Origin of the sequence: Yersinia rohdei ATCC 43380, assembly GCF_000173775.1 — a bacterium.
Taxonomy (GTDB): Bacteria; Pseudomonadota; Gammaproteobacteria; order Enterobacterales; family Enterobacteriaceae; genus Yersinia; species Yersinia rohdei.
This window is the reverse complement of the sequence record NZ_ACCD01000010.1, coordinates 1-19,973: the sequence shown is the minus strand read 5'-3', so window position 1 is coordinate 19,973 and position 19,973 is coordinate 1. Positions and strand designations below refer to the sequence as shown.

Here is a 19,973-nt window from a genome sequence, read left to right as displayed (position 1 = left end):
TTCTTGCGATCCGTCACTATTTTGACGTTACCGGCTGTGCCCCGAAGGCAGGATTTTGCAAAGCAATGGCTAAAACATCATCAATTCGTTTAACCGGATGAATTTCCAGATCTGCAATAACATTGTCTGGAATCTCTTCCAAATCACGTTTGTTATCTTCTGGAATCAGCACAACTTTGATCCCACCACGGTGAGCGGCCAGCAATTTCTCTTTTAAACCACCAATTGGCAATACCAGGCCACGTAAAGTGATTTCACCGGTCATGGCGACATCGGCACGCACTGGGTTACCCGTTAGGCAAGAAACCAATGCCGTGCACATGGCGATACCAGCACTCGGGCCGTCTTTTGGTGTCGCACCTTCAGGCACATGGACGTGGATATCACGTTTTTCGTAAAAATCAGGATTAATACCTAATTTATCCGCACGTGCACGAACCACAGTCAATGCCGCCTGAATGGATTCTTGCATGACTTCACCCAATGAACCGGTATAAGTCAGTTTTCCTTTGCCCGGAACACAGGCAGTTTCAATGGTCAGCAAATCACCACCGACTTCTGTCCATGCCAGACCAGTCACCTGCCCTACGCGGTTTTCAGTATCAGCACGGCCATAGTCGACTTTCTGCACACCCAGGAAATCTTTCAGGTTGTCGCCCGTGATTTCAATGTGCTTAACCGTCTTATCCATCAGCAGATTTTTTACTGCTTTACGGCACAACTTGGAGATTTCGCGCTCCAGGCTACGCACCCCAGCTTCACGGGTGTAATAACGGATAATGCTCATGATGGCGCTGTCGTCGATGGTCAGCTCGCCTTTCTTAATGGCGTTGCGCTCAAATTGTTTCGGCAACAAATGCTGCTTGGCAATATTGAGTTTCTCATCTTCGGTATAACCGGACAGGCGAATCACTTCCATACGATCGAGCAAAGGTGCCGGAATATTCATGGAGTTAGACGTTGCAACAAACATCACATCAGACAGATCATAATCCACTTCAAGATAATGATCGTTAAATGCGACGTTTTGTTCTGGATCTAACACCTCTAGCAATGCAGAGGCTGGATCGCCACGCATATCAGATGCCATTTTATCAATCTCATCCAACAGGAAGAGCGGGTTTTTCACCCCAACTTTCGCCATTTTTTGGATCAATTTACCTGGCATAGAGCCAATATAGGTGCGGCGGTGACCACGGATCTCGGCTTCATCGCGTACCCCACCCAGTGCCATTCGCACATATTGGCGGCCTGTGGCGCGGGCAATAGATTGCCCCAGAGAGGTTTTCCCCACCCCTGGAGGCCCCACCAAACACAGGATTGGCCCTTTGATTTTGCTAACCCGGCTCTGTACTGCGAGGTATTCCAAAATACGATCTTTAACGCGTTCCAAGCCGTAATGGTCGGTATCCAGAACTTCCTGCGCTTTTACCAAATCTTTTTTAACTTTGCTGCGGCTACTCCACGGCACCTGCAACATCCAATCAATGTAACCACGAACTACGGTGGCCTCCGCCGACATCGGCGACATCATTTTCAGTTTCTGCAGTTCAGCTTCGGTTTTTTCGCGCGCATCTTTCGGCATTTTAGCCGCTTCAATTTTGCGTTTTAGTGCTTCGTACTCGTCTGGCGCATCGTCCATCTCGCCCAGCTCTTTCTGAATAGCTTTCATTTGCTCATTCAGATAGTACTCACGCTGACTCTTTTCCATCTGTTTTTTAACGCGATTACGGATCCGTTTTTCGACCTGTAACAGATCAATTTCAGACTCCATCATCGCCATCAAATATTCCAGACGTTCGGTGATATCAAACATTTCCAGCACAGCTTGCTTATCATTTAACTTCAACGGCATATGTGCCGCGATAGTGTCAGCAAGGCGTGCAGCATCATCAATGCTATGCAATGAAGCTAGCACTTCTGGTGGGATTTTTTTGTTCAGCTTGATGTAACCTTCAAACTGATTAATCGCCGTGCGAACCAGGACTTCCTGCTCACGATCGTCCATCACCGGTGATTCCAGGTATTCCGCTTGGGCAGCAAAATGCTCGCCGCTGTCGGAAAGCGTGGTGATACGCGCACGCTGTAGCCCTTCAACCAGCACTTTGACCGTGCCATCAGGCAATTTCAGCATTTGCAGAATAGAAGCTACAGTGCCGACTGAAAACAGATCGTTGATACCAGGCTCATCAGTTGAGGCTTCTTTCTGCGCAACCAGCATGATTTTTTTATCATGATCCATTGCAGCTTCCAGGCACCGAATCGACTTTTCCCGGCCAACAAACAGTGGGATCACCATATGCGGATAAACCACCACATCGCGCAGAGGCAATACGGGGATTTCTATGCGTTCGGAACGCTCAGGGTTCATAGAGCTCTCTCTTAGTTTAGCTTCCGCCAGATTACTGGGAATCTCGTGAAACACGAGTCATCACGAGTTTCACTAAATAGGTAATTGAGTATATGGGGACGAATGTCTTACATTCAACGATTACAATGCGAGGAAAAAGAAATGGGGGATAAAATCCCCCATTGTCATACTAACCATCTGGATTATTTGGCTAATTATTCGCCAGAAGCTTGCGCTTCAGGCTGACCATAAATCAGCATAGGTGCAGATTGACCAGCAATAACTGATTCATCCACTACCACTTTTTCCACACTGTCCATTGACGGTAAATCATACATGGTATCCAGCAAAGCGCCTTCTACGATAGAGCGCAAGCCACGAGCACCGGTTTTACGCGCCATCGCTTTCTTGGCAATAGCTGTCAAGGCTTCATCACGGAACTCAAGCTCTACACCTTCAAGATTGAACAACGCCTGATATTGTTTAGTCAGTGCGTTCTTCGGTTCTTTCAGGATCTGAATCAGAGCGTCTTCACTCAATTCACTCAAGGTCGCCACAACAGGCAGACGGCCGATAAATTCAGGGATTAAACCGAATTTAATCAAGTCTTCTGGCTCAGCCTGGCTCAATAACTCGCCTTCTGTTGCCTTTTCTGACTTGCCTTTTACCGTGGCACCGAAACCAATGCCCGTGCCGGTGTTAATACGCTGCCCGATAACTTTATCCAGGCCCGCAAAAGCCCCACCGCAGATAAACAGAATCTTAGAGGTATCAACCTGCAAAAATTCTTGCTGCGGATGTTTACGGCCACCTTGCGGTGGAACAGCGGCAATAGTCCCTTCAATCAATTTCAACAAAGCCTGCTGCACACCTTCACCCGACACATCACGGGTGATCGATGGGTTATCAGACTTACGTGAAATTTTATCAATTTCATCGATATAGACTATGCCGCGCTGTGCTTTCTGCACATCGTAATCACATTTCTGTAGCAGCTTCTGAATGATATTTTCAACATCTTCGCCCACGTAACCCGCTTCAGTCAGTGTGGTCGCATCTGCCATCGTAAATGGCACATCCAGGAAGCGTGCTAAGGTTTCCGCCAACAGTGTTTTACCACTGCCCGTCGGGCCGATTAGTAGAATATTACTTTTACCCAACTCGATACCATTGCTGGTGTCGCCATTGCGTAAACGTTTGTAATGGTTATACACCGCAACCGCCAAGACTTTTTTCGCCGGTTCCTGTCCGATAACGTAATCATCCAGGTGACGACGAATTTCATGTGGCGTTGGCAGTGAACTGCGCTCCCGGTGCGGCGCGACCTCTTTGATCTCTTCGCGAATAATGTCGTTACACAAATCGACACATTCATCGCAGATATACACTGACGGCCCGGCAATTAGCTTACGCACTTCATGCTGGCTTTTGCCGCAGAAAGAGCAATACAGCAGCTTTCCAGAACCGTCTTTGCGCTTATCTGTCATCAGTAAACCTCTTCTTTAGTATCTGCCATACCTGAAATCCTATGGCAGGGAGACTATTCTCTCTACTTCTGTATGCCACGTTAGCCTTCAACGGGCAGCCGATATAATGGGAACGGTACAAACAATACACAATCTGATTTATTCAGCATCACGATTTGTTCTATTTATATTCACTATAGTATATCGGCTCACAGAAATAAGTCGTTAGTCACGACGGGTGAACACAGAATCAACTAAACCGTATTCTACAGCCTGTTCAGCTGACAAGAAACGGTCGCGCTCAGTGTCTCTCTCTATTTCTTCAAGAGATTTCCCCGTGTGATGCGCCATCAGCTCGTTCATGCGTGATTTCACTTTTAAAATCTCTTTGGCATGAATTTCAATATCTGTGGCCTGGCCTTGGAAGCCGCCCAACGGTTGATGGATCATTACGCGTGAATTCGGTAAACAGAAACGTTTGCCTTTAGCACCCGCCGTCAACAGGAATGCACCCATTGAACATGCCTGACCCATACAAATCGTGCTGACATCCGGCTTAATGAATTGCATGGTGTCATAAATCGACATCCCAGCAGTAATCACTCCACCTGGTGAGTTAATGTACAGGAAGATGTCTTTTTCTGGGTTTTCTGCTTCCAGAAACAGCATTTGCGCTGTGATCAAGTTGGCCATATGGTCTTCAACCTGACCCGTCAGAAAAATAATGCGCTCTTTCAGCAGACGGGAGAAAATATCGTAAGAACGTTCCCCACGTGAAGTCTGCTCAACCACCATTGGCACCAGAGCCATGTTAGGTGCAAATTGATCTCGTTCGCCACTGTATGACATTACCGTCTCCTAATAGAATTTACTTTGGCGCCATTCATAACCGATTCTACTTGAGATAAGTAATGATGACTATGCTCATGCATCAAGGTTGCATGCAAACAATCTGGTTATACCCGTCATACTTCAAGCTGCATGTGCGTTGGCTACACTCAATAACCCGAATCACTTACGACAGTAAGCTCATCGGGGTTATCTCCCTTGCCGCCTTCCTGCAACTCGAATTATTTAGGGTAGATACAGACTCATTCGACGGTGGTAATCAGCCAGTGTTTCATCAACATCGTTATGAACGTCTATTAGGTTAATTGGGGGATTAATATTCATTTTCAAGCCCCTCCCACAATTTATGCACTAATAACCGCCTGCTATCCCTGCCGCAATCTTGATGCTCTGTTAATTATTTATCTGTTAAGTACCCTATTTCACTTTTCAAATATAGCGCAGATTGCAGTGAAACATGCCAGATTAATCATACTATTGAGGGATTATTGTTACTAAAAGAAAAAGCCCGTAGCCAAAGGCAACGGGCTTAATCAAGCAAACACTGAGTATTCTTACCGAAATTGAAGTTGCAAGACTAGTCGCTACAACTCCGCTTTCATTGGGTCGAGATTACACTCAGTTAATATGCAAAAAAACGTTACGCATTAGTGGTCTGATTCATCAGTTCACTAAAGGTAGTTGGTTTTTCAGTTACTTTGGCTTTAGCCAGCAGAGTTTCTACCGCTTGTTCTTCCAGAGCAACATTACGCATATTGTTCATCAGCTCTTTGTTTTGGCTGTAGAACTCAATCACTTCTTGTGGATCTTCGTAAGCAGAAGCCATTTCTTCGATCAATGCTTTAACACGATCTTCATCAGCTTTCAGCTCGTGCTGGCTGATAACTTCACCCAGCAACAGACCAACAACAACGCGACGCTTAGCTTGTTCTTCGAACAGTTCACGAGGCAATTCAGCAGCTTGTTTTTCGTTGCCACCGAAACGCTGTGCAGCCTGACGGCGCAGAACGTCAATTTCACCTTCAACCAGTGCAGCTGGAACGTCGATTTCGTTAGCGCTAACCAACCCGTCGATTGCCTGAGTTTTAACACGGTTACGCACCGCGCCTTTCAGCTCACGTTCCATATTTTTGCGTACTTCTGCACGCAGGCCAGCTAATGAACCATCAGCAACGCCGAAACGTTTGATGAACTCTTCAGTCAGTTCTGGCAGCTCACGCACTTCAACTTTTTTCAACACGATGTCAAATTTAGCTGATTTACCTTTCAGGTTTTCGGCGTGGTAGTCTTCAGGGAAGTTTACGTCGATGGTGAATTCTTCACCGGCTTTATGGCCGATTACACCTTCTTCGAAACCTGGGATCATACGACCCTGGCCCATTGCCAGTACGAAATCAGACGCTTTACCACCTTCGAACACTTCACCGTCGATAGAGCCGGTGAAATCCAAAGTTGCGCGGTCTTCAGCTGTTGCTGCGGCGTCAGTTTCTTTCCAAGTAGCTTGTTGCTTACGCAGAGTGTCCAGCATGGTATCAACGTCAGCGTCATTAACTTCAACAACTGGCTTCTCTACTTCAATGCTTTCCAGATCTTTCAGCTCAACTTCCGGATACACTTCGAACTCAACGGAATAAGTAAAATCTTCACCCTGCTTATACTGGCCTGGCACATAGTTAGGTGCGCCAGCTGGGTTGATTTTTTCTTTGATGATCGCATCAACGAAATTACGTTGCATCAGGTCACCCAATACATCCTGGCGAACAGATGCGCCGTAACGCTGTTCAACGATATTCATCGGCACATGGCCTTTACGGAAACCGTCGATACGAACATTTTTAGCGGCTTTAACTAATTCGCTTTTTACTGCTTTCTCAATGCTGTCAGCAGCAACAGTGATTGTTACACGGCGGCCAAGGCCTTGAGTGGTTTCAACAGAAACTTGCATCTTGTTACCTCAAAAAAATCACAGTGCTCGGTCAACTCCAGAAGCTGCAAACAAAGCAGCACCAATCCCCTTTCAGGAATGATACCCACTCTGAAAACATCTTCTAAGAACCGGGATGGCCGCATTAAACAGAACCGAGTATCCCAGATGTCAGAAGCGTCCCGAAACCATTCCGGAAAAATAAGACGCGACATTATAGCGGCGCGCAGGTTATGAGTCGAGGAAAGCAAGCGAATGTTGTCGCGGTAAAATTCACGCGTTGATCGTTCCCTCGGCTAAAACTCCCACAGCACACTAATGAAACTAACATGTCGCCTATATAGAAACACAAGCGGCCCTAAAGGCCGCTCGCAAAATTCTCACCTACTAATACCCTAAATCAGACCAGAATTACTACTGTTATCCGGTTTGTATTTGATTACGCTGGCAGATTAGGCCAATGTACCCGCCCCGCGACAAGAAGGTGAAGTTGGCACGGTATCTTGTAACCCAGCCCACTCTTTCTGAGTATAGGTATGCAAGGCCAGCGCATGAACCGTGCTTGCCAGCTCATCAGCCAACGCACTATAAATCGCCCGGTGGCGGCTTAGAAAGCGCTGATCCTCAAATTTATTGCTGACGATCACAATTTTAAAATGGCTTTCAGAGCCGGCAGGAACATTGTGGCGGTAACTTTCATTAATCACCTCCAGATGATCCGGTTCGAATGCTATTTTAAGTTTCTCTTCAATTTGTTCTCGAATCAAAATCATCGCGCTCTCCTTACTGCTTAGGCAGAGAACTGCCTACTCGCTATGGTAATATTAGTTTATTTTCGCTGTTTTATAACATTTCAGATACAAAATATCCTGAATATCTCCTCAACAGCGATTTAGGTTAAGAGACTCATCTGCGGGCCAGCAAAAGGTTATTTGTAAGCCCTTAGTCCTAAATACACGACCTCTTGGCGGAAAATCGTCTTTTTTGGTGAATTTCTCTGCATCGGGATCTTCCACCGGCCCATCGCAGTGCTATGATGTCGCCACTGCAAATTCGCAAAATAACATAGCCGCTATCCCGCTCTGATTATTAAAAAATTCCATAACTATTGAGAAAGTGAACATGCTAAAGAAAATTCTTTTCCCGCTGTTGGCTGTTTTTATCTTGGCGGGTTGTGCTGCCACCAACAACACCTTAAACGTCACCCCTAAAGTCGTCTTACCACCACAAGACCCTACCTTGATGGGGGTTACTATTAGCATTAATGGCGCGGATCAGCGCCAAGATTCAGCCTTGGCGAAAGTCAATCGTGATGGTCAACTGGTGGTGTTAACACCATCACGTGACCTGCGTTTCCTGTTACAGGAAGTTCTGGAAAAACAAATGACTGCCCGCGGTTATATGATTGGCACCAATGCCCCAGTTGACCTTCAAATTGTTGTAAATCAATTATATGCTGATGTGCAAGAAGGTAACCTGCGTTACAACATCACCACCAAGGCTGATATTTCTATTACTGCTACTGCAAAAAATGGCAATAAACAGGTGAAAAACTACCGTGCCAGTTACAACGTGCAGGGCGCATTTACCGCCACCAACGAAAAAATCACCAATGCCGTTAATACCGTGCTAAGCGATGTCATTGCCGATATGGCGCAAGACACCAGTGTCAGCAGCTTTATCAAAGAAAATGCCCGCTAATCTGCTGTTTGCTTAACATTATTACTGCTTAACAGAATGCTCTCCCGGCACTTAAGGGAGAGCACGTAGGTCTCACATGTCCAATCGCTATTCGAACCTTTTTACCCAGCGTAATTCTCTTGTTCTTTTATTATTAGGATTTGCTTCAGGCCTTCCTTTAGCCCTTACTAGTGGGACACTGCAAGCTTGGATGACGGTCGAAAACGTCGACCTAAAAACTATTGGCATTTTTTCTCTGGTCGGTCAGGCCTACGTCTTCAAGTTCCTCTGGTCGCCATTGATGGACCGCTACACCCCCTCATTTCTTGGCCGCCGACGTGGTTGGTTGCTAATCAGTCAGTTGCTATTAATTGTTGCCATATTTGCCATGGGCTTTATGGAACCGGCCAAACACTTATGGTGGTTGGCGGCTATCGCCGTATTAGTCGCATTTTGCTCTGCTTCGCAAGATATTGTTTTTGATGCCTATAAAACTGATTTACTGACATCGGAAGAGCGCGGCACTGGGGCGGCAGTTTCGGTATTAGGTTATCGCCTGGCGATGCTGGTGTCTGGCGGGCTGGCACTGTGGATAGCCGATCGCTATCTTGGCTGGCAATACACTTACTGGCTGATGGCCGGATTAATGCTAATCGGGGTAATTACCACTCTTTTTGCCCCTGAACCCGATATTAAAATTGCCCCGCCCAAAACCTTGGAACAGGCGGTTGTCGAGCCATTACGTGACTTTTTCGGCCGCAACAATGCCTGGCTTATCCTGCTGCTTATCGTGTTATACAAAATGGGCGATGCCTTTGCCGCCAGCCTCAGCACCACATTCCTGATCCGCGGCGTTGGATTTGATGCCGGTGAAGTCGGATTGGTTAATAAATCTTTAGGATTGATTGCCACTATTATTGGCGCCCTCTATGGCGGCCTGCTGATGCGGCGCTTGAGTTTATTCCGGGCATTGATGATTTTTGGGATTTTACAGGCGATCTCCAATGCCGGTTATTGGCTGTTATCCATCACTGACAAGAATATATTCTCTATGGGTAGCGCTATTTTCCTGGAAAATTTATGCGGGGGAATGGGGACTGCGGCGTTTGTCGCACTGCTGATGACGCTCTGTAACAAATCTTTCTCGGCAACACAATTTGCTTTGTTATCCGCATTATCGGCAGTAGGTCGGGTTTATGTTGGCCCCATTGCCGGCTGGTTTGTTGAAATGCATGGCTGGCCGCTGTTTTATTTATTCTCAATTGCCGCGGCCATCCCAGGGCTGCTGCTGCTGTATATCTGCCGGCAGACACTGGAACATACCCAGAAAACAGATGAATTTATGCCCCGAACTGCATTTAAAACCGCTTACCGTTGGGCGTTACGCTTTTTGACGATTGGCTGCATATTATTGGCGATTTGGCTGATTTTGCTGATTTGCAATGCGTTGGATTTGACCGCTGCACCACAATTAGCCGATATGCTACTGCTGCGGGGTATTCAACTCAGTGTGGTAGGTATGGTGCTCGGCGGAATTCTAGATTATCTCGCGCTAAAACGAGAGAAACTAGCTTAACAAGCTCCATATATTAACTAAAGCCGGTGCTTATACCGGCTTTTTTGTTTTTATCAGCCAGAAAAACAATCTCATTCAGTGGGGTTATTTAAAGTTCCCCCTGCGCGATACTTGAACCGCATCACAAACTTAAGCAACTATTGCAAAACATTATTCACAAAACGAGATCTTGATCACTCTCGGCTATTTATCCTTTCGTGCTCTGAGTCTATGATGAGCGCACTTTTTGTTAAGGACTGTGTCCTTTTGTTTCTTCTGACATCTTTCAACTACACAGAGGCATTTATGCGTAAAATTCTTATCGGCGCCGTAGCGCTGACTGCGATCACTTTGGCTCCTGCCGCACAAGCTGAATATCAGTGGGGATTTGCCAATATCAGCATGAACTATCTTGACTGGACTCGCAGCACTACGCATAAATCAGGCGATTCTTCGCACAAAGATGACTTTGCTTATATCGAGTTGGAAGGTGGGGCAGGTTATAGCTGGGGCGAGGTTTACGGTTTCTTTGATCTTGAAAACCCATTCAATTCAAAAACAGCACAGCCTGGCGATAATCAACGTTATACCTTCAAAACAACCGGCCGTTATTACTTAGGCGACTCTGGTTTTAACCTGTATGGCCATATTTATGGCACTTACTCACTGCCAAGCGCTGAAGGTAACAATTACAGCAACTTCCACGAAGTAAATACCTTGTACGGGATTGGCTATAACGCCACCGTAGCCGGTGTGTGGATGAAACCTTTTGTTGCACTGCATTATGTTGATCAAACTTATTACTCTGGCAATAACGGCTATGTCGTGGGCTGGGTGGCCGGTTATGACTTTACGGCGTTTGAGGAAAACTTCAGTATCACCAACTGGAATGAACTGGAGTTCAACCGAGCAGAACGTTATGCCGCAGGTAACGGTGGCCGTAACGGGGTGAATGGGGCGATTGCACTTTGGTGGACACCAATTAAGCAATTCACTACAGGTATTCAGTATCGTTATGCTTATAACAAATTGGGCGAAGATTTTTTACAAGACGGTATCGTCTACTCAATTAAATATAATTTCTAACTGATATCATTCTGGGGTGACTATTTATAGCACCCCGAATGCATGTTAATTTACGGCTTCGCTACATATTATCTACATAAAATAAAATTAATTAATAATTTAAAATCAGTATTTCCCGTAAATAAAACCGCAATAAACGTTGTTTTTCCTTAATATCCACGGTTTTTCTACCCTACATTAGCGCCAACACATTGTTGCAATTAGAAAATTGTCTTGCACAGTAACATCTGTGACCCCCTTAACATAAAGTGTCAACAAGCCGCTGACACAATCTTAAGCATGTTTACAGTCCTGCAACCTTCCCGTAAAATGCCCGCACACATGAAACGACAATAGAGCCCTTTTGTAATTGAGGTCGTTAGATGAGACTTAAGAAATACATTAAAAATATGGGTATGTTGTCTTTATTAGCAGCCACCGTCATGCTCAGTGGTTGCGATATGGTATTGATGAACCCCAAAGGCGCAATCGGAGTCGAACAAAAAACACTGATACTTACTGCTATCGGTTTAATGTTGATCGTCGTCATTCCGGTTATTTTTATGGCGTTTGCTTTTGCATGGAAGTTCCGCGCGTCCAACAAAAGTGCGACCTACACCCCAAACTGGTCCCATTCCAACAAAATTGAGCTTGTTGTTTGGGCTGTTCCAATCATTATCATTGCCATTTTGGCAACGATAACCTGGAAAACCTCTCACGAACTTGATCCGTTCAAACCTTTAGTCGTTGAAGGTAAAGAACCGATCACCATTGAAGTAGTTTCCCTCGACTGGAAGTGGCTATTTATCTATCCAGAACAAGGTATTGCTACCGTCAATGAAATCGCCTTCCCTACAGATGTTCCCGTGAACTTTAAGATCACATCTAACTCGGTAATGAATTCATTCTTTATTCCTCAGTTAGGCGGGCAGATTTATGCGATGGCCGGGATGCAAACCAAACTGCATCTGATCGCCAATGAAGCCGGTAAATACAATGGTATTTCCAGTAGTTTCAGTGGTAAAGGCTTCTCTGGGATGAAATTCACTGCGATCGCAACACCAACGCAGGGTGATTTCGACCAGTGGGTCGCACAGGTGAAAAAATCGCCAAACACCCTAAATACCCTTGCTGATTTCGATAAGTTGGCTGAACCGAGTGAAAACAATCCGGTTGAGTACTTCTCCAGCGTTAAGCCGGAGCTGTTTAAAGAAATCATTGGCAAATTTATGGGCGATATGAACATGCACCAGAAAGGCAATGATACCCATAAAGGTATGGATATGAGCCAGGGCATGGATATGGGCGAACACGCCGCTCACGCCGGAGCCGAGGAATAAAACGATGTTGGGAAAATTAACACTTGATGCGGTTCCGCTACACGAACCAATCATTATGGTTACCGTTGCTGCCATTATTGTAGGCGGGCTGGCCCTGGTTGCTGCCCTGACCTATTTCGGCAAATGGAAATGGTTATGGAGCGAATGGCTGACCTCTGTTGACCATAAAAAAATCGGGATCATGTATATTCTGGTCGCCATGGTCATGTTGTTGCGTGGTTTTGCCGACGCCATCATGATGCGCGGTCAGCAAGCGCTGGCCTCCGCGGGTGAAGCCGGGTTCCTCCCGCCTCATCACTATGATCAGATTTTCACTGCGCACGGCGTAATCATGATTTTCTTCATGGCGATGCCTTTCGTGGTTGGCCTGATGAACATCGTCGTACCTTTGCAAATTGGTGCACGCGACGTTGCCTTCCCGTTCCTGAACTCACTGAGTTTCTGGTTCTTTGTCGTCGGGGTGGTGTTAATCAACATCTCGCTGGGAGTCGGTGAATTTGCGCAAACCGGTTGGTTGGCTTATCCGCCACTGTCGGGCAAAGAGTACAGCACGGGTGTCGGGGTCGATTACTGGATTTGGAGTCTACAGATTTCTGGTCTGGGAACCTTGCTGACCGGTGTTAACTTCTTCGCCACTATTTTGAAAATGCGTGCGCCGGGTATGTCGATGATGAAGATGCCAGTCTTCACATGGGCGGCACTTTGCACCAACATTTTGATTATCGTTTCTTTCCCTATCTTGACTGTGACCGTCGCGTTACTGACTCTTGATCGCTACATTGGCACCCATTTCTTTACCAATGATATGGGTGGCAACATGATGATGTACATCAACCTGATTTGGGCCTGGGGCCATCCGGAAGTGTACATTTTGGTTCTGCCAGTATTCGGGGTGTTCTCTGAAGTTACTGCAACCTTCTCGAAAAAGCGTCTGTTTGGCTACACCTCTCTAGTCTGGGCAACCATCGCCATTACCGTGCTGTCGTTTATTGTTTGGCTACACCACTTCTTTACCATGGGGTCAGGTGCCAACGTTAACGCCTTCTTTGGTATCGCGACGATGATAATTTCCATCCCAACAGGGGTGAAAATCTTCAACTGGTTGTTCACCATGTACCAAGGTCGTATTCAGTTTCACTCCGCAATGTTGTGGACGATTGGCTTCATTATCACCTTCTCTATCGGTGGGATGACCGGCGTTCTGCTTGCTGTTCCGGGTGCAAACTTTGTACTGCATAACAGCCTGTTCCTGATTGCGCACTTCCATAACGTTATTATCGGTGGTGTGGTATTTGGTTGCTTCGCCGGTCTGACTTACTGGTGGCCTAAGTCCTTTGGCTTTACGCTAAATGAGAAATGGGGCATCCGTGCATTCTGGTTCTGGATAATTGGTTTCTTCGTTGCCTTCATGCCGTTGTATGTGCTGGGCTTTATGGGGATGACCCGTCGTCTGAGCCAGGACATCAACCCGGAATTCCACCCAATGTTGATGGTGGCGGCATGCGGTGCTGCTCTGATTGCTTGTGGTATTTTGTGCCAGGTTATTCAGGTGTACGTCAGTGTCCGTGACCGCGAACAAAACCGCGATCTGACCGGTGACCCTTGGGGTGGCCGTACGCTGGAATGGTCTACCTCTTCCCCACCGCCGTTCTATAACTTCGCTGTAGTCCCTGAAGTTGTTGACCGTGACGAATTCTGGGATATGAAAGAGAAAGGCGAAGCGTACAAACGCCCAGCGAAATACGAAGAAATCCACATGCCGAGAAATACCGGTGCAGGTGTGATTATTGCTGGCTTCAGCTTGATCTTCGGCTTTGCCATGATCTGGTATATCTGGTGGCTGGCCATTATTGGCTTCGCTGGCATGATTGTGACCTGGATTGTGAAAAGCTTCGACGAGGATGTGGATTACTATGTGCCAGTTGCAGAAGTTGAGCGCATTGAAAATCTTCATCATGAACAACTCAGCAAAGCAGGCGTGAATAATGTCAACTGAAACTCTGACTAACCACAACGTCGCCCATGCAGAGCATGGGCATCACGATGCAGGAGCGACTAAGGTCTTCGGCTTCTGGATCTACCTGATGAGCGACTGTATTTTGTTTGCGACCTTGTTCGCAACTTATGCAGTCCTGGTCAACGGAACCGCTGGCGGCCCGTCAGGCAAGGATATCTTCGACTTGAACTTTGTTCTGGTCGAAACCTTCCTGTTACTGTTCAGTAGTATTACTTACGGCATTGCTATGCTGGGCATGAATAAAGGCCACAAAAACCAGGTTAATACCTGGTTAGGTCTGACTTTCCTGTTCGGTCTGGGCTTTGTGGCAATGGAAATCTATGAATTCCATCACCTGATTGTTGAAGGCTACGGCCCGGATCGCAGTGCGTTCCTGTCCAGCTTCTTCGCACTGGTTGCCACCCACGGTATTCACGTTACTGCTGGCCTGGTGTGGATCATCATTATGATGATTCAAGTAGCCAAACGCGGTCTGAATGAAACGAACCGAACCCGCCTGATGTGCCTGAGCTTGTTCTGGCACTTCCTGGACGTGGTCTGGATCTGTGTATTCACCGTTGTCTATCTGTTAGGAGCCATGTAATGAGTCATCCAACAACTACTCACGGTGGAGCCAGCCACGGTAGCTTGAAGTCATATATTATTGGCTTCATTCTGTCGGTCATTCTGACAGTTATTCCATTCGCTATGGTGATGAGCGGTACCGCCTCCCATACGACTATTCTGGCCACAGTGGTTGGTTTAGCCGTAGTGCAGATTATTGTGCACTTGGTGTACTTCCTGCATATGAATGGATCGTCCGAAGAACGTTGGAATCTGGTGGCGTTTCTGTTCACCGCTATGATTATCGCAATCGTTGTTGTGGGCTCACTCTGGATTATGTACAACCTCAACATCAATATGATGGTTGACTGAAGAGCTGCATGTGATGATTAAGCAATACCTGCAAGTAACTAAACCAGGAATTATTTTCGGCAATTTAATTTCTGTCGTTGGGGGATTTCTCCTCGCTTCCAAAGGCGTGATTGATTACCCCCTTTTTCTCGCCACCCTGTTCGGTGTCTCGTTAGTTGTTGCCTCCGGGTGTGTATTTAACAACTATATCGACCGTGATATCGACCGAGTCATGGAGAGAACGAAGAATCGTGTCCTGGTAAAAGGGCTTATCGATCCGAAAGTGAGCCTGATTTATGCATCAGTCTTGGGTATTGCTGGCATGTTGTTGCTTTACGTCGCCGCTAACCCATTAGCCATGTGGCTGGCAGTCATCGGCTTTGTTATTTATGTTGGGGTTTATAGCCTCTATATGAAGCGCAAATCCGTCTACGGCACCTTGATTGGTAGCTTGTCAGGTGCCGCTCCGCCAGTGATTGGTTACTGCGCCGTTACCGGGCAGTTTGATATGGGTGCATTGATTCTGTTGCTTATTTTCAGCTTGTGGCAAATGCCGCATTCTTATGCCATCGCGATTTTCCGCTTTAAGGATTATCAAGCTGCCAACATTCCGGTATTGCCGGTAATAAAAGGAATATCGGTCACCAAAAACCATATTACCCTTTATATCTTGGCATTTATGGTAGCAACCTTGATGCTGACCTTGAGTGGCTATGCCGGTTATAAATATCTGGTGGTTGCTGCTGCGGTAAGTGTCTGGTGGTTGGGAATGGCATTGCGCGGTTATAAAGCAACCAATGACATCGTCTGGGCGAGAAAACTATTTGTCTTCTCTATCATTGCGATTACGTCATTGAGCGTCATGATGTCGGTTGATTTCAATGTCCCTTCCTCGGCAGGGTTGCTGACTTACGTCGGATAAGCTCAACCGAGTTGATGTTAGAAAAATAACTCAAGTGGCTGGCAGGCTCATTACCTACCAGCCACTTTGTATTTCTACCCTACCCGGCTGCTATCTAAAAACTCGCCTGTAATACATTCTAAACATCTATAGATTTACCGGCCCCTATTAACATCATTACAATACTCCAATAGATTTCAAGATGCAGGAAGGCGGCCAGTTCAACGTCGCGATGCGCTAACTAAGGTAGGTCAACTACCAGTCAGTTATTCGGATTAACAAACACAGCCAGCACAATAGCAACTTAGAAGATGATGAGTATCGCGCAGAATGTTTTTTGAGGTGCAATGAACGACAATAAAATGACCCCGCTAGAGCTTCGAGCGACTTGGGGGCTGGGTACAGTATTTTCTTTGCGCATGCTTGGCATGTTCATGGTTTTGCCAGTTCTCACCACCTATGGAATGGCACTTTCAGGTGCCAGTGAAGCACTGATTGGTATTGCGATTGGTATTTATGGTCTGGCTCAGGCCATCTTCCAGATCCCATTTGGACTGGTTTCCGATCGTATCGGCCGTAAGCCTCTGATTGTCGGCGGCCTGTTGGTATTTGCTTTGGGTAGCGTTATTGCTGCAATGAGTGACTCTATCTGGGGCATTATTCTGGGGCGCGCATTACAAGGCTCTGGGGCAATAGCGGCGGCGGTGATGGCTCTGTTATCTGACCTGACTCGCGAACAAAACCGCACCAAAGCGATGGCATTTATTGGTGTCAGTTTTGGTATCACCTTTGCGATTGCAATGGTTATTGGGCCAATAGTGACCCATGCCTTTGGTCTGCAAGCGCTGTTTTGGGGAATCGCGATACTGGCACTATTAGGCATTGTTATCACTTTAGCCGTGGTGCCTGATGCCGAAAGACATGTGCTTAATCGCGAGTCCAGCATCGTCAAGGGCAGTGTGAGCAAAGTGCTCAATAACAGCCGGTTGCTTAAGCTTAACTTTGGCATTATGTGCCTGCATATTCTGTTGATGTCGAGCTTTGTGGCACTACCGCAAATTATGGCCAGCGCAGGATTACCCCCTGCCCAGCATTGGATTGTTTATCTGGTAACCATGCTGGTGTCGTTCGCCGCCGTCGTGCCATTCATTATTTATGCTGAAGTTAAACGCCGCATGAAACAGGTCTTTGTGGGCTGCGTTGCCGTGCTGTTTGCCGCCGAGGTTGTCCTCTGGTCTGCCGGGCAACAGCTATGGATTATTATTGCTGGCGTGCAATTATTCTTTATTGCTTTCAATGTGATGGAAGCAATATTGCCATCATTAATTAGTAAAGAATCGCCCGCAGGCTATAAAGGGACAGCGATGGGGATTTACTCCACCAGCCAGTTTATCGGCGTGGCTATCGGCGGGAGTTTAGGTGGCTGGCTATTTGGTATGCAGGGCGCGGGAATAGTATTTGCCGCCGGGGCAGTTATCGCGCTGGTATGGTTCTTCATCAGTACCACCATGCAGGAGCCGCCCTATGTCAGTAGCCTGCGAATTACCTTGTCAGAATTGGCGGTAAAAGATTCTGCATTGGAGGAGCGAATTAAAGCTCAACCGGGCGTCACGGAGGCGGTAGTGGTGGCGGCGGAGCGCAGCGCTTACATCAAAGTGGACACGAAAAAAACCAACCGCAGCCAGCTTGAGCAATTGGTTAACGCGCTATAAATCAGCATCAGGTACAAAGAAGATAACAATCTTTGTACCTGATTTAACTAACTATCAGTCGCGGAAGTTATTGAACTGGAATGGCTGGCCCAGATCAGCACCGCGAATCAATGCCATCACACTCTGCAAATCATCACGGGCTTTGCCGGTTACACGAACTTGTTCACCCTGAATCTGAGCCTGAACTTTCAGCTTGCTATCTTTAATCAGCTTAACCAGCTTCTTCGCCTGCACACTTTCAATACCTTGCTTCAGCTTAGCTTCGACACTGTAGGTTTTGCCACTGCGATCCATTTCTTCTGGGATCTCCAGCGCTGCACCTTCAATACCGCGCTTACTCAGTTGCGCACGCAAAATATCCAGTAGTTGTTCCACCTGAAAATCAGATTCACTGGCTACTTTGATACTTTCGTTTTTTTCTATTTAACTCAAAACTCGCTGGAACGTTACGAAAATCCCAACGGTTCGCCAGATCACGGGTGGCGTTTTCAACGGCGTTACGCACTTCCTGCATATCAATTTCAGATACGATGTCGAAAGATGGCATATTCCCTCCTCCAGATAAGATCAATGGCGAGCATAATACCCGCTTTGTCCCTACAGACAAAGCCAAGCCGCTGACAATTACTCAACTAACTTGCTGGGCTTAGCGAACCCGACGTGTAGCTAACTCTGCGCTTAGTGACCAAAAAGTCTATAATCAAATCATAATAGTTAAAAATAAGTGGTGTATTTCCGCTAATACCAAGGAGGTCTCAATGATAATTACTGTGCTTGGTTGCGGAGCTCTCGGGCAATTATGGCTATCTGCGTTATATCAGCAAGGCCATGATGTACAAGGCTGGCTTCGTGTGCCGCAGCCCTTTTGTTCAGTCAATGTCATTACGTTAAATGGTGAAGATTTCAATCAGAACCTTGCCACTAACGATCCCGAGCATTTGTCGAAAAGTGAATTACTGTTGGTTTGCTTAAAAGCATGGCAAGTTTCCAGCGCGGTGACCGCCCTACTGCCTAAGCTTAATCCTGATTGTAAAATTTTACTGCTCCATAATGGGATGGGGACTCAGGAAGAATTGCCTCGAGATGAGCATATTGTTCTGCGCGGTGTTACCACTCATGCAGCGCGCCGGGATGGCAACACGATTGTCCATGTCGCCAGTGGCATTACCCATATCGGCCCAACCTCACCTATTGCGAAAGATATCAGTCCGCTGGCGGATGTGCTGCATCAAGCCCTGCCCGAAGTTGCCTGGCATAACGATATTTCAGCTGCTTGCTGGCAAAAATTGGCGGTAAACTGCGTAATTAATCCACTTACCGGCCAATATAACTGCCGCAATGGTGATTTGCAGCGCTACCCTGAGCTGATTCAACGCTTATGTGCTGAAGTTGCCAGTGTGATGGAGATGGAGGGCTACCATACTTCAACTGAAAGTCTGCTCAACTATGTAAATAACGTTATTCAGAGCACGGCAGATAACACCTCGTCACTTTTACAGGATTTGCGCTGCCAACGGCACACCGAAATAGATTATATCACTGGCTATTTGCTGCGCCGCGCACGAAGCCACGGTATGACATTACCGGAGAATGCCCGCCTGTATGATTTAATTAAACGTAAGGAAAATGAGTATGAGCGTTTCGGCACTGGTTTGCCTGGCTCCTGGTAGTGAAGAAACCGAAGCTGTCACCACCATTGATATTCTGGTGCGCGCCGGTATTAAGGTCACAACAGCCAGTGTCGCCGGTGACGGTGAGCTGGAAATAGTCTGTTCCCGTGGTGTCCGGTTATTGGCCGACACCCGTCTTGTGGATGTGGCGGATCAAAAATTTGATGTGGTGGTTCTGCCCGGTGGAATTAAGGGTGCGGAATGTTTTCGCGACAGCCCGTTATTGGTAGAAAAAATCCGGCAAACACATAATGAAGGCCAGTTGGTAGCCGCAATTTGCGCCGCCCCGGCTTTGGTGCTTGAGCATCACAACTTATTTCCAGTAGGGAATATGACCGGCTTTCCTGCATTGAAGGATAAAATCACGCCCACGAAATGGATGGATCAGCGCGTTGTTTACGACCGAAGAGTCAATTTGGTCACCAGCCAAGGGCCTGGGACATCCATTGATTTCGCCCTGAAGATTGTGTTCTTGCTGTTGGGGCGTGAGAAAGCCGAAGAAATTGCCTGGCAACTTGTGCTACCGCCGGGGATTTATAATTATCGTGAA

General features: G+C 46.8%; 17 protein-coding genes and 1 pseudogene. 12 read left to right on the top strand and 6 right to left on the bottom strand.

The window, feature by feature from the left end; genetic code table 11:
• Positions 1-16: 16 nt before the first annotated feature.
• The 3 genes from lon to clpP all read right to left on the bottom strand — a co-directional run bounded on the left by lon (position 17) and on the right by clpP (position 4,665).
• Positions 17-2,371 (bottom strand): endopeptidase La, encoded by a 2,355-nt coding sequence (lon, locus tag YROHD0001_RS09450; RefSeq protein ID WP_004714579.1) that lies wholly within the window; start codon positions 2,369-2,371, stop codon positions 17-19.
• Between the two features lie 194 nt (positions 2,372-2,565).
• Complete coding sequence (gene clpX / locus YROHD0001_RS09455) at positions 2,566-3,837, bottom strand: ATP-dependent protease ATP-binding subunit ClpX (RefSeq protein WP_004714578.1); 1,272 nt, start codon at positions 3,835-3,837, stop codon at positions 2,566-2,568.
• 204 nt (positions 3,838-4,041) lie between these two features.
• Entirely contained in the window at positions 4,042-4,665 is a 624-nt protein-coding gene (gene clpP, locus YROHD0001_RS09460; RefSeq protein WP_004714577.1) for an ATP-dependent Clp endopeptidase proteolytic subunit ClpP, read from the bottom strand.
• Positions 4,666-4,727: 62 nt separating this feature from the next.
• Here clpP and YROHD0001_RS20455 point away from each other — a divergent pair, with 62 nt between their 5' ends.
• Positions 4,728-4,970, top strand: a complete 243-nt coding sequence (locus YROHD0001_RS20455) for a hypothetical protein (protein WP_032816846.1) — start codon at positions 4,728-4,730, stop codon at positions 4,968-4,970.
• Positions 4,971-5,305: 335 nt separating this feature from the next.
• Here the strand turns inward: YROHD0001_RS20455 and tig are convergent, their stop codons facing one another.
• Both tig and bolA read right to left on the bottom strand, forming a co-directional pair.
• The gene (tig, locus tag YROHD0001_RS09465) at positions 5,306-6,610 is read right to left on the bottom strand and encodes a trigger factor (RefSeq protein ID WP_004714576.1); all 1,305 of its coding nucleotides are present in this window, start codon (positions 6,608-6,610) and stop codon (positions 5,306-5,308) included.
• Positions 6,611-7,041: 431 nt separating this feature from the next.
• Positions 7,042-7,362 (bottom strand): transcriptional regulator BolA, encoded by a 321-nt coding sequence (bolA, locus tag YROHD0001_RS09470; protein ID WP_004714575.1) that lies wholly within the window; start codon positions 7,360-7,362, stop codon positions 7,042-7,044.
• A gap of 349 nt (positions 7,363-7,711) precedes the next feature.
• Between bolA and YROHD0001_RS09475 the strand changes: the two genes are divergently transcribed.
• The 9 genes from YROHD0001_RS09475 to YROHD0001_RS09515 all read left to right on the top strand — a co-directional run bounded on the left by YROHD0001_RS09475 (position 7,712) and on the right by YROHD0001_RS09515 (position 17,753).
• Positions 7,712-8,290: a lipoprotein gene (locus YROHD0001_RS09475; protein ID WP_004714574.1), complete on the top strand. Its 579-nt coding sequence runs from the start codon at positions 7,712-7,714 to the stop codon at positions 8,288-8,290.
• A 76-nt stretch (positions 8,291-8,366) separates the two neighbouring features.
• On the top strand, positions 8,367-9,845 hold the full coding sequence (ampG, locus tag YROHD0001_RS09480; protein ID WP_032816844.1) for a muropeptide MFS transporter AmpG: 1,479 nt from the start codon (positions 8,367-8,369) through the stop codon (positions 9,843-9,845).
• Between the two features lie 285 nt (positions 9,846-10,130).
• Positions 10,131-10,910, top strand: a complete 780-nt coding sequence (locus YROHD0001_RS09485) for a nucleoside-specific channel-forming Tsx family protein (RefSeq protein ID WP_004714572.1) — start codon at positions 10,131-10,133, stop codon at positions 10,908-10,910.
• A gap of 362 nt (positions 10,911-11,272) precedes the next feature.
• On the top strand, positions 11,273-12,229 hold the full coding sequence (gene cyoA, locus YROHD0001_RS09490) for a cytochrome o ubiquinol oxidase subunit II (RefSeq protein WP_032816842.1): 957 nt from the start codon (positions 11,273-11,275) through the stop codon (positions 12,227-12,229).
• 4 nt (positions 12,230-12,233) lie between these two features.
• Positions 12,234-14,225: a cytochrome o ubiquinol oxidase subunit I gene (gene cyoB / locus YROHD0001_RS09495; protein ID WP_004714570.1), complete on the top strand. Its 1,992-nt coding sequence runs from the start codon at positions 12,234-12,236 to the stop codon at positions 14,223-14,225.
• Positions 14,215-14,829, top strand: a complete 615-nt coding sequence (locus tag YROHD0001_RS09500; protein WP_032816840.1) for a cytochrome o ubiquinol oxidase subunit III — start codon at positions 14,215-14,217, stop codon at positions 14,827-14,829. The genes cyoB and YROHD0001_RS09500 overlap by 11 nt, the downstream gene beginning before the upstream one ends.
• On the top strand, positions 14,829-15,161 hold the full coding sequence (locus YROHD0001_RS09505) for a cytochrome o ubiquinol oxidase subunit IV (protein WP_032816838.1): 333 nt from the start codon (positions 14,829-14,831) through the stop codon (positions 15,159-15,161). Before YROHD0001_RS09500 ends, YROHD0001_RS09505 begins: the two co-directional genes overlap by 1 nt.
• A 13-nt stretch (positions 15,162-15,174) precedes the next feature.
• Complete coding sequence (gene cyoE / locus YROHD0001_RS09510) at positions 15,175-16,062, top strand: heme o synthase (RefSeq protein WP_004714568.1); 888 nt, start codon at positions 15,175-15,177, stop codon at positions 16,060-16,062.
• 326 nt (positions 16,063-16,388) lie between these two features.
• Positions 16,389-17,753 carry an MFS transporter gene (locus tag YROHD0001_RS09515; RefSeq protein WP_004714567.1) on the top strand — a complete coding sequence of 455 codons (1,365 nt, stop codon included), beginning with the start codon at positions 16,389-16,391 and terminating at the stop codon, positions 17,751-17,753.
• Between the two features lie 54 nt (positions 17,754-17,807).
• On the opposite strand, the pseudogene YROHD0001_RS19310 reads toward YROHD0001_RS09515, so the two are convergent.
• Positions 17,808-18,300, bottom strand: a pseudogene (locus YROHD0001_RS19310) (YajQ family cyclic di-GMP-binding protein).
• 211 nt (positions 18,301-18,511) lie between these two features.
• On the opposite strand from YROHD0001_RS19310, the gene panE reads away from it, so the two are divergent.
• Both panE and yajL read left to right on the top strand, forming a co-directional pair.
• Positions 18,512-19,423, top strand: a complete 912-nt coding sequence (gene panE / locus YROHD0001_RS09520) for a 2-dehydropantoate 2-reductase (RefSeq protein WP_004714564.1) — start codon at positions 18,512-18,514, stop codon at positions 19,421-19,423.
• Positions 19,386-19,973 (top strand): protein deglycase YajL (yajL, locus tag YROHD0001_RS09525; protein WP_032816837.1); only part of this gene is annotated, 588 nt, incomplete at its 3' end. The genes panE and yajL, both read left to right, overlap by 38 nt.

Bases quoted from the DNA above. Each gene is read 5' to 3' on its own strand.
- bolA (WP_004714575.1), bottom strand. From the start codon at position 7,362: ATGATTTTGATTCGAGAACAAATTGAAGAGAAACTTAAAATAGCATTC.
- YROHD0001_RS09500 (WP_032816840.1), top strand. From the start codon at position 14,215: ATGTCAACTGAAACTCTGACTAACCACAACGTCGCCCATGCAGAGCAT.
- YROHD0001_RS09505 (WP_032816838.1), top strand. From the start codon at position 14,829: ATGAGTCATCCAACAACTACTCACGGTGGAGCCAGCCACGGTAGCTTG.
- tig (WP_004714576.1), bottom strand. From the start codon at position 6,610: ATGCAAGTTTCTGTTGAAACCACTCAAGGCCTTGGCCGCCGTGTAACA.
- lon (WP_004714579.1), bottom strand. From the start codon at position 2,371: ATGAACCCTGAGCGTTCCGAACGCATAGAAATCCCCGTATTGCCTCTG.
- YROHD0001_RS09475 (WP_004714574.1), top strand. From the start codon at position 7,712: ATGCTAAAGAAAATTCTTTTCCCGCTGTTGGCTGTTTTTATCTTGGCG.
- panE (WP_004714564.1), top strand. From the start codon at position 18,512: ATGATAATTACTGTGCTTGGTTGCGGAGCTCTCGGGCAATTATGGCTA.
- clpP (WP_004714577.1), bottom strand. From the start codon at position 4,665: ATGTCATACAGTGGCGAACGAGATCAATTTGCACCTAACATGGCTCTG.
- YROHD0001_RS09485 (WP_004714572.1), top strand. From the start codon at position 10,131: ATGCGTAAAATTCTTATCGGCGCCGTAGCGCTGACTGCGATCACTTTG.
- cyoE (WP_004714568.1), top strand. From the start codon at position 15,175: ATGATTAAGCAATACCTGCAAGTAACTAAACCAGGAATTATTTTCGGC.
- cyoA (WP_032816842.1), top strand. From the start codon at position 11,273: ATGAGACTTAAGAAATACATTAAAAATATGGGTATGTTGTCTTTATTA.
- clpX (WP_004714578.1), bottom strand. From the start codon at position 3,837: ATGACAGATAAGCGCAAAGACGGTTCTGGAAAGCTGCTGTATTGCTCT.
- ampG (WP_032816844.1), top strand. From the start codon at position 8,367: ATGTCCAATCGCTATTCGAACCTTTTTACCCAGCGTAATTCTCTTGTT.
- cyoB (WP_004714570.1), top strand. From the start codon at position 12,234: ATGTTGGGAAAATTAACACTTGATGCGGTTCCGCTACACGAACCAATC.
- YROHD0001_RS09515 (WP_004714567.1), top strand. From the start codon at position 16,389: ATGAACGACAATAAAATGACCCCGCTAGAGCTTCGAGCGACTTGGGGG.
- YROHD0001_RS20455 (WP_032816846.1), top strand. From the start codon at position 4,728: ATGATGACTATGCTCATGCATCAAGGTTGCATGCAAACAATCTGGTTA.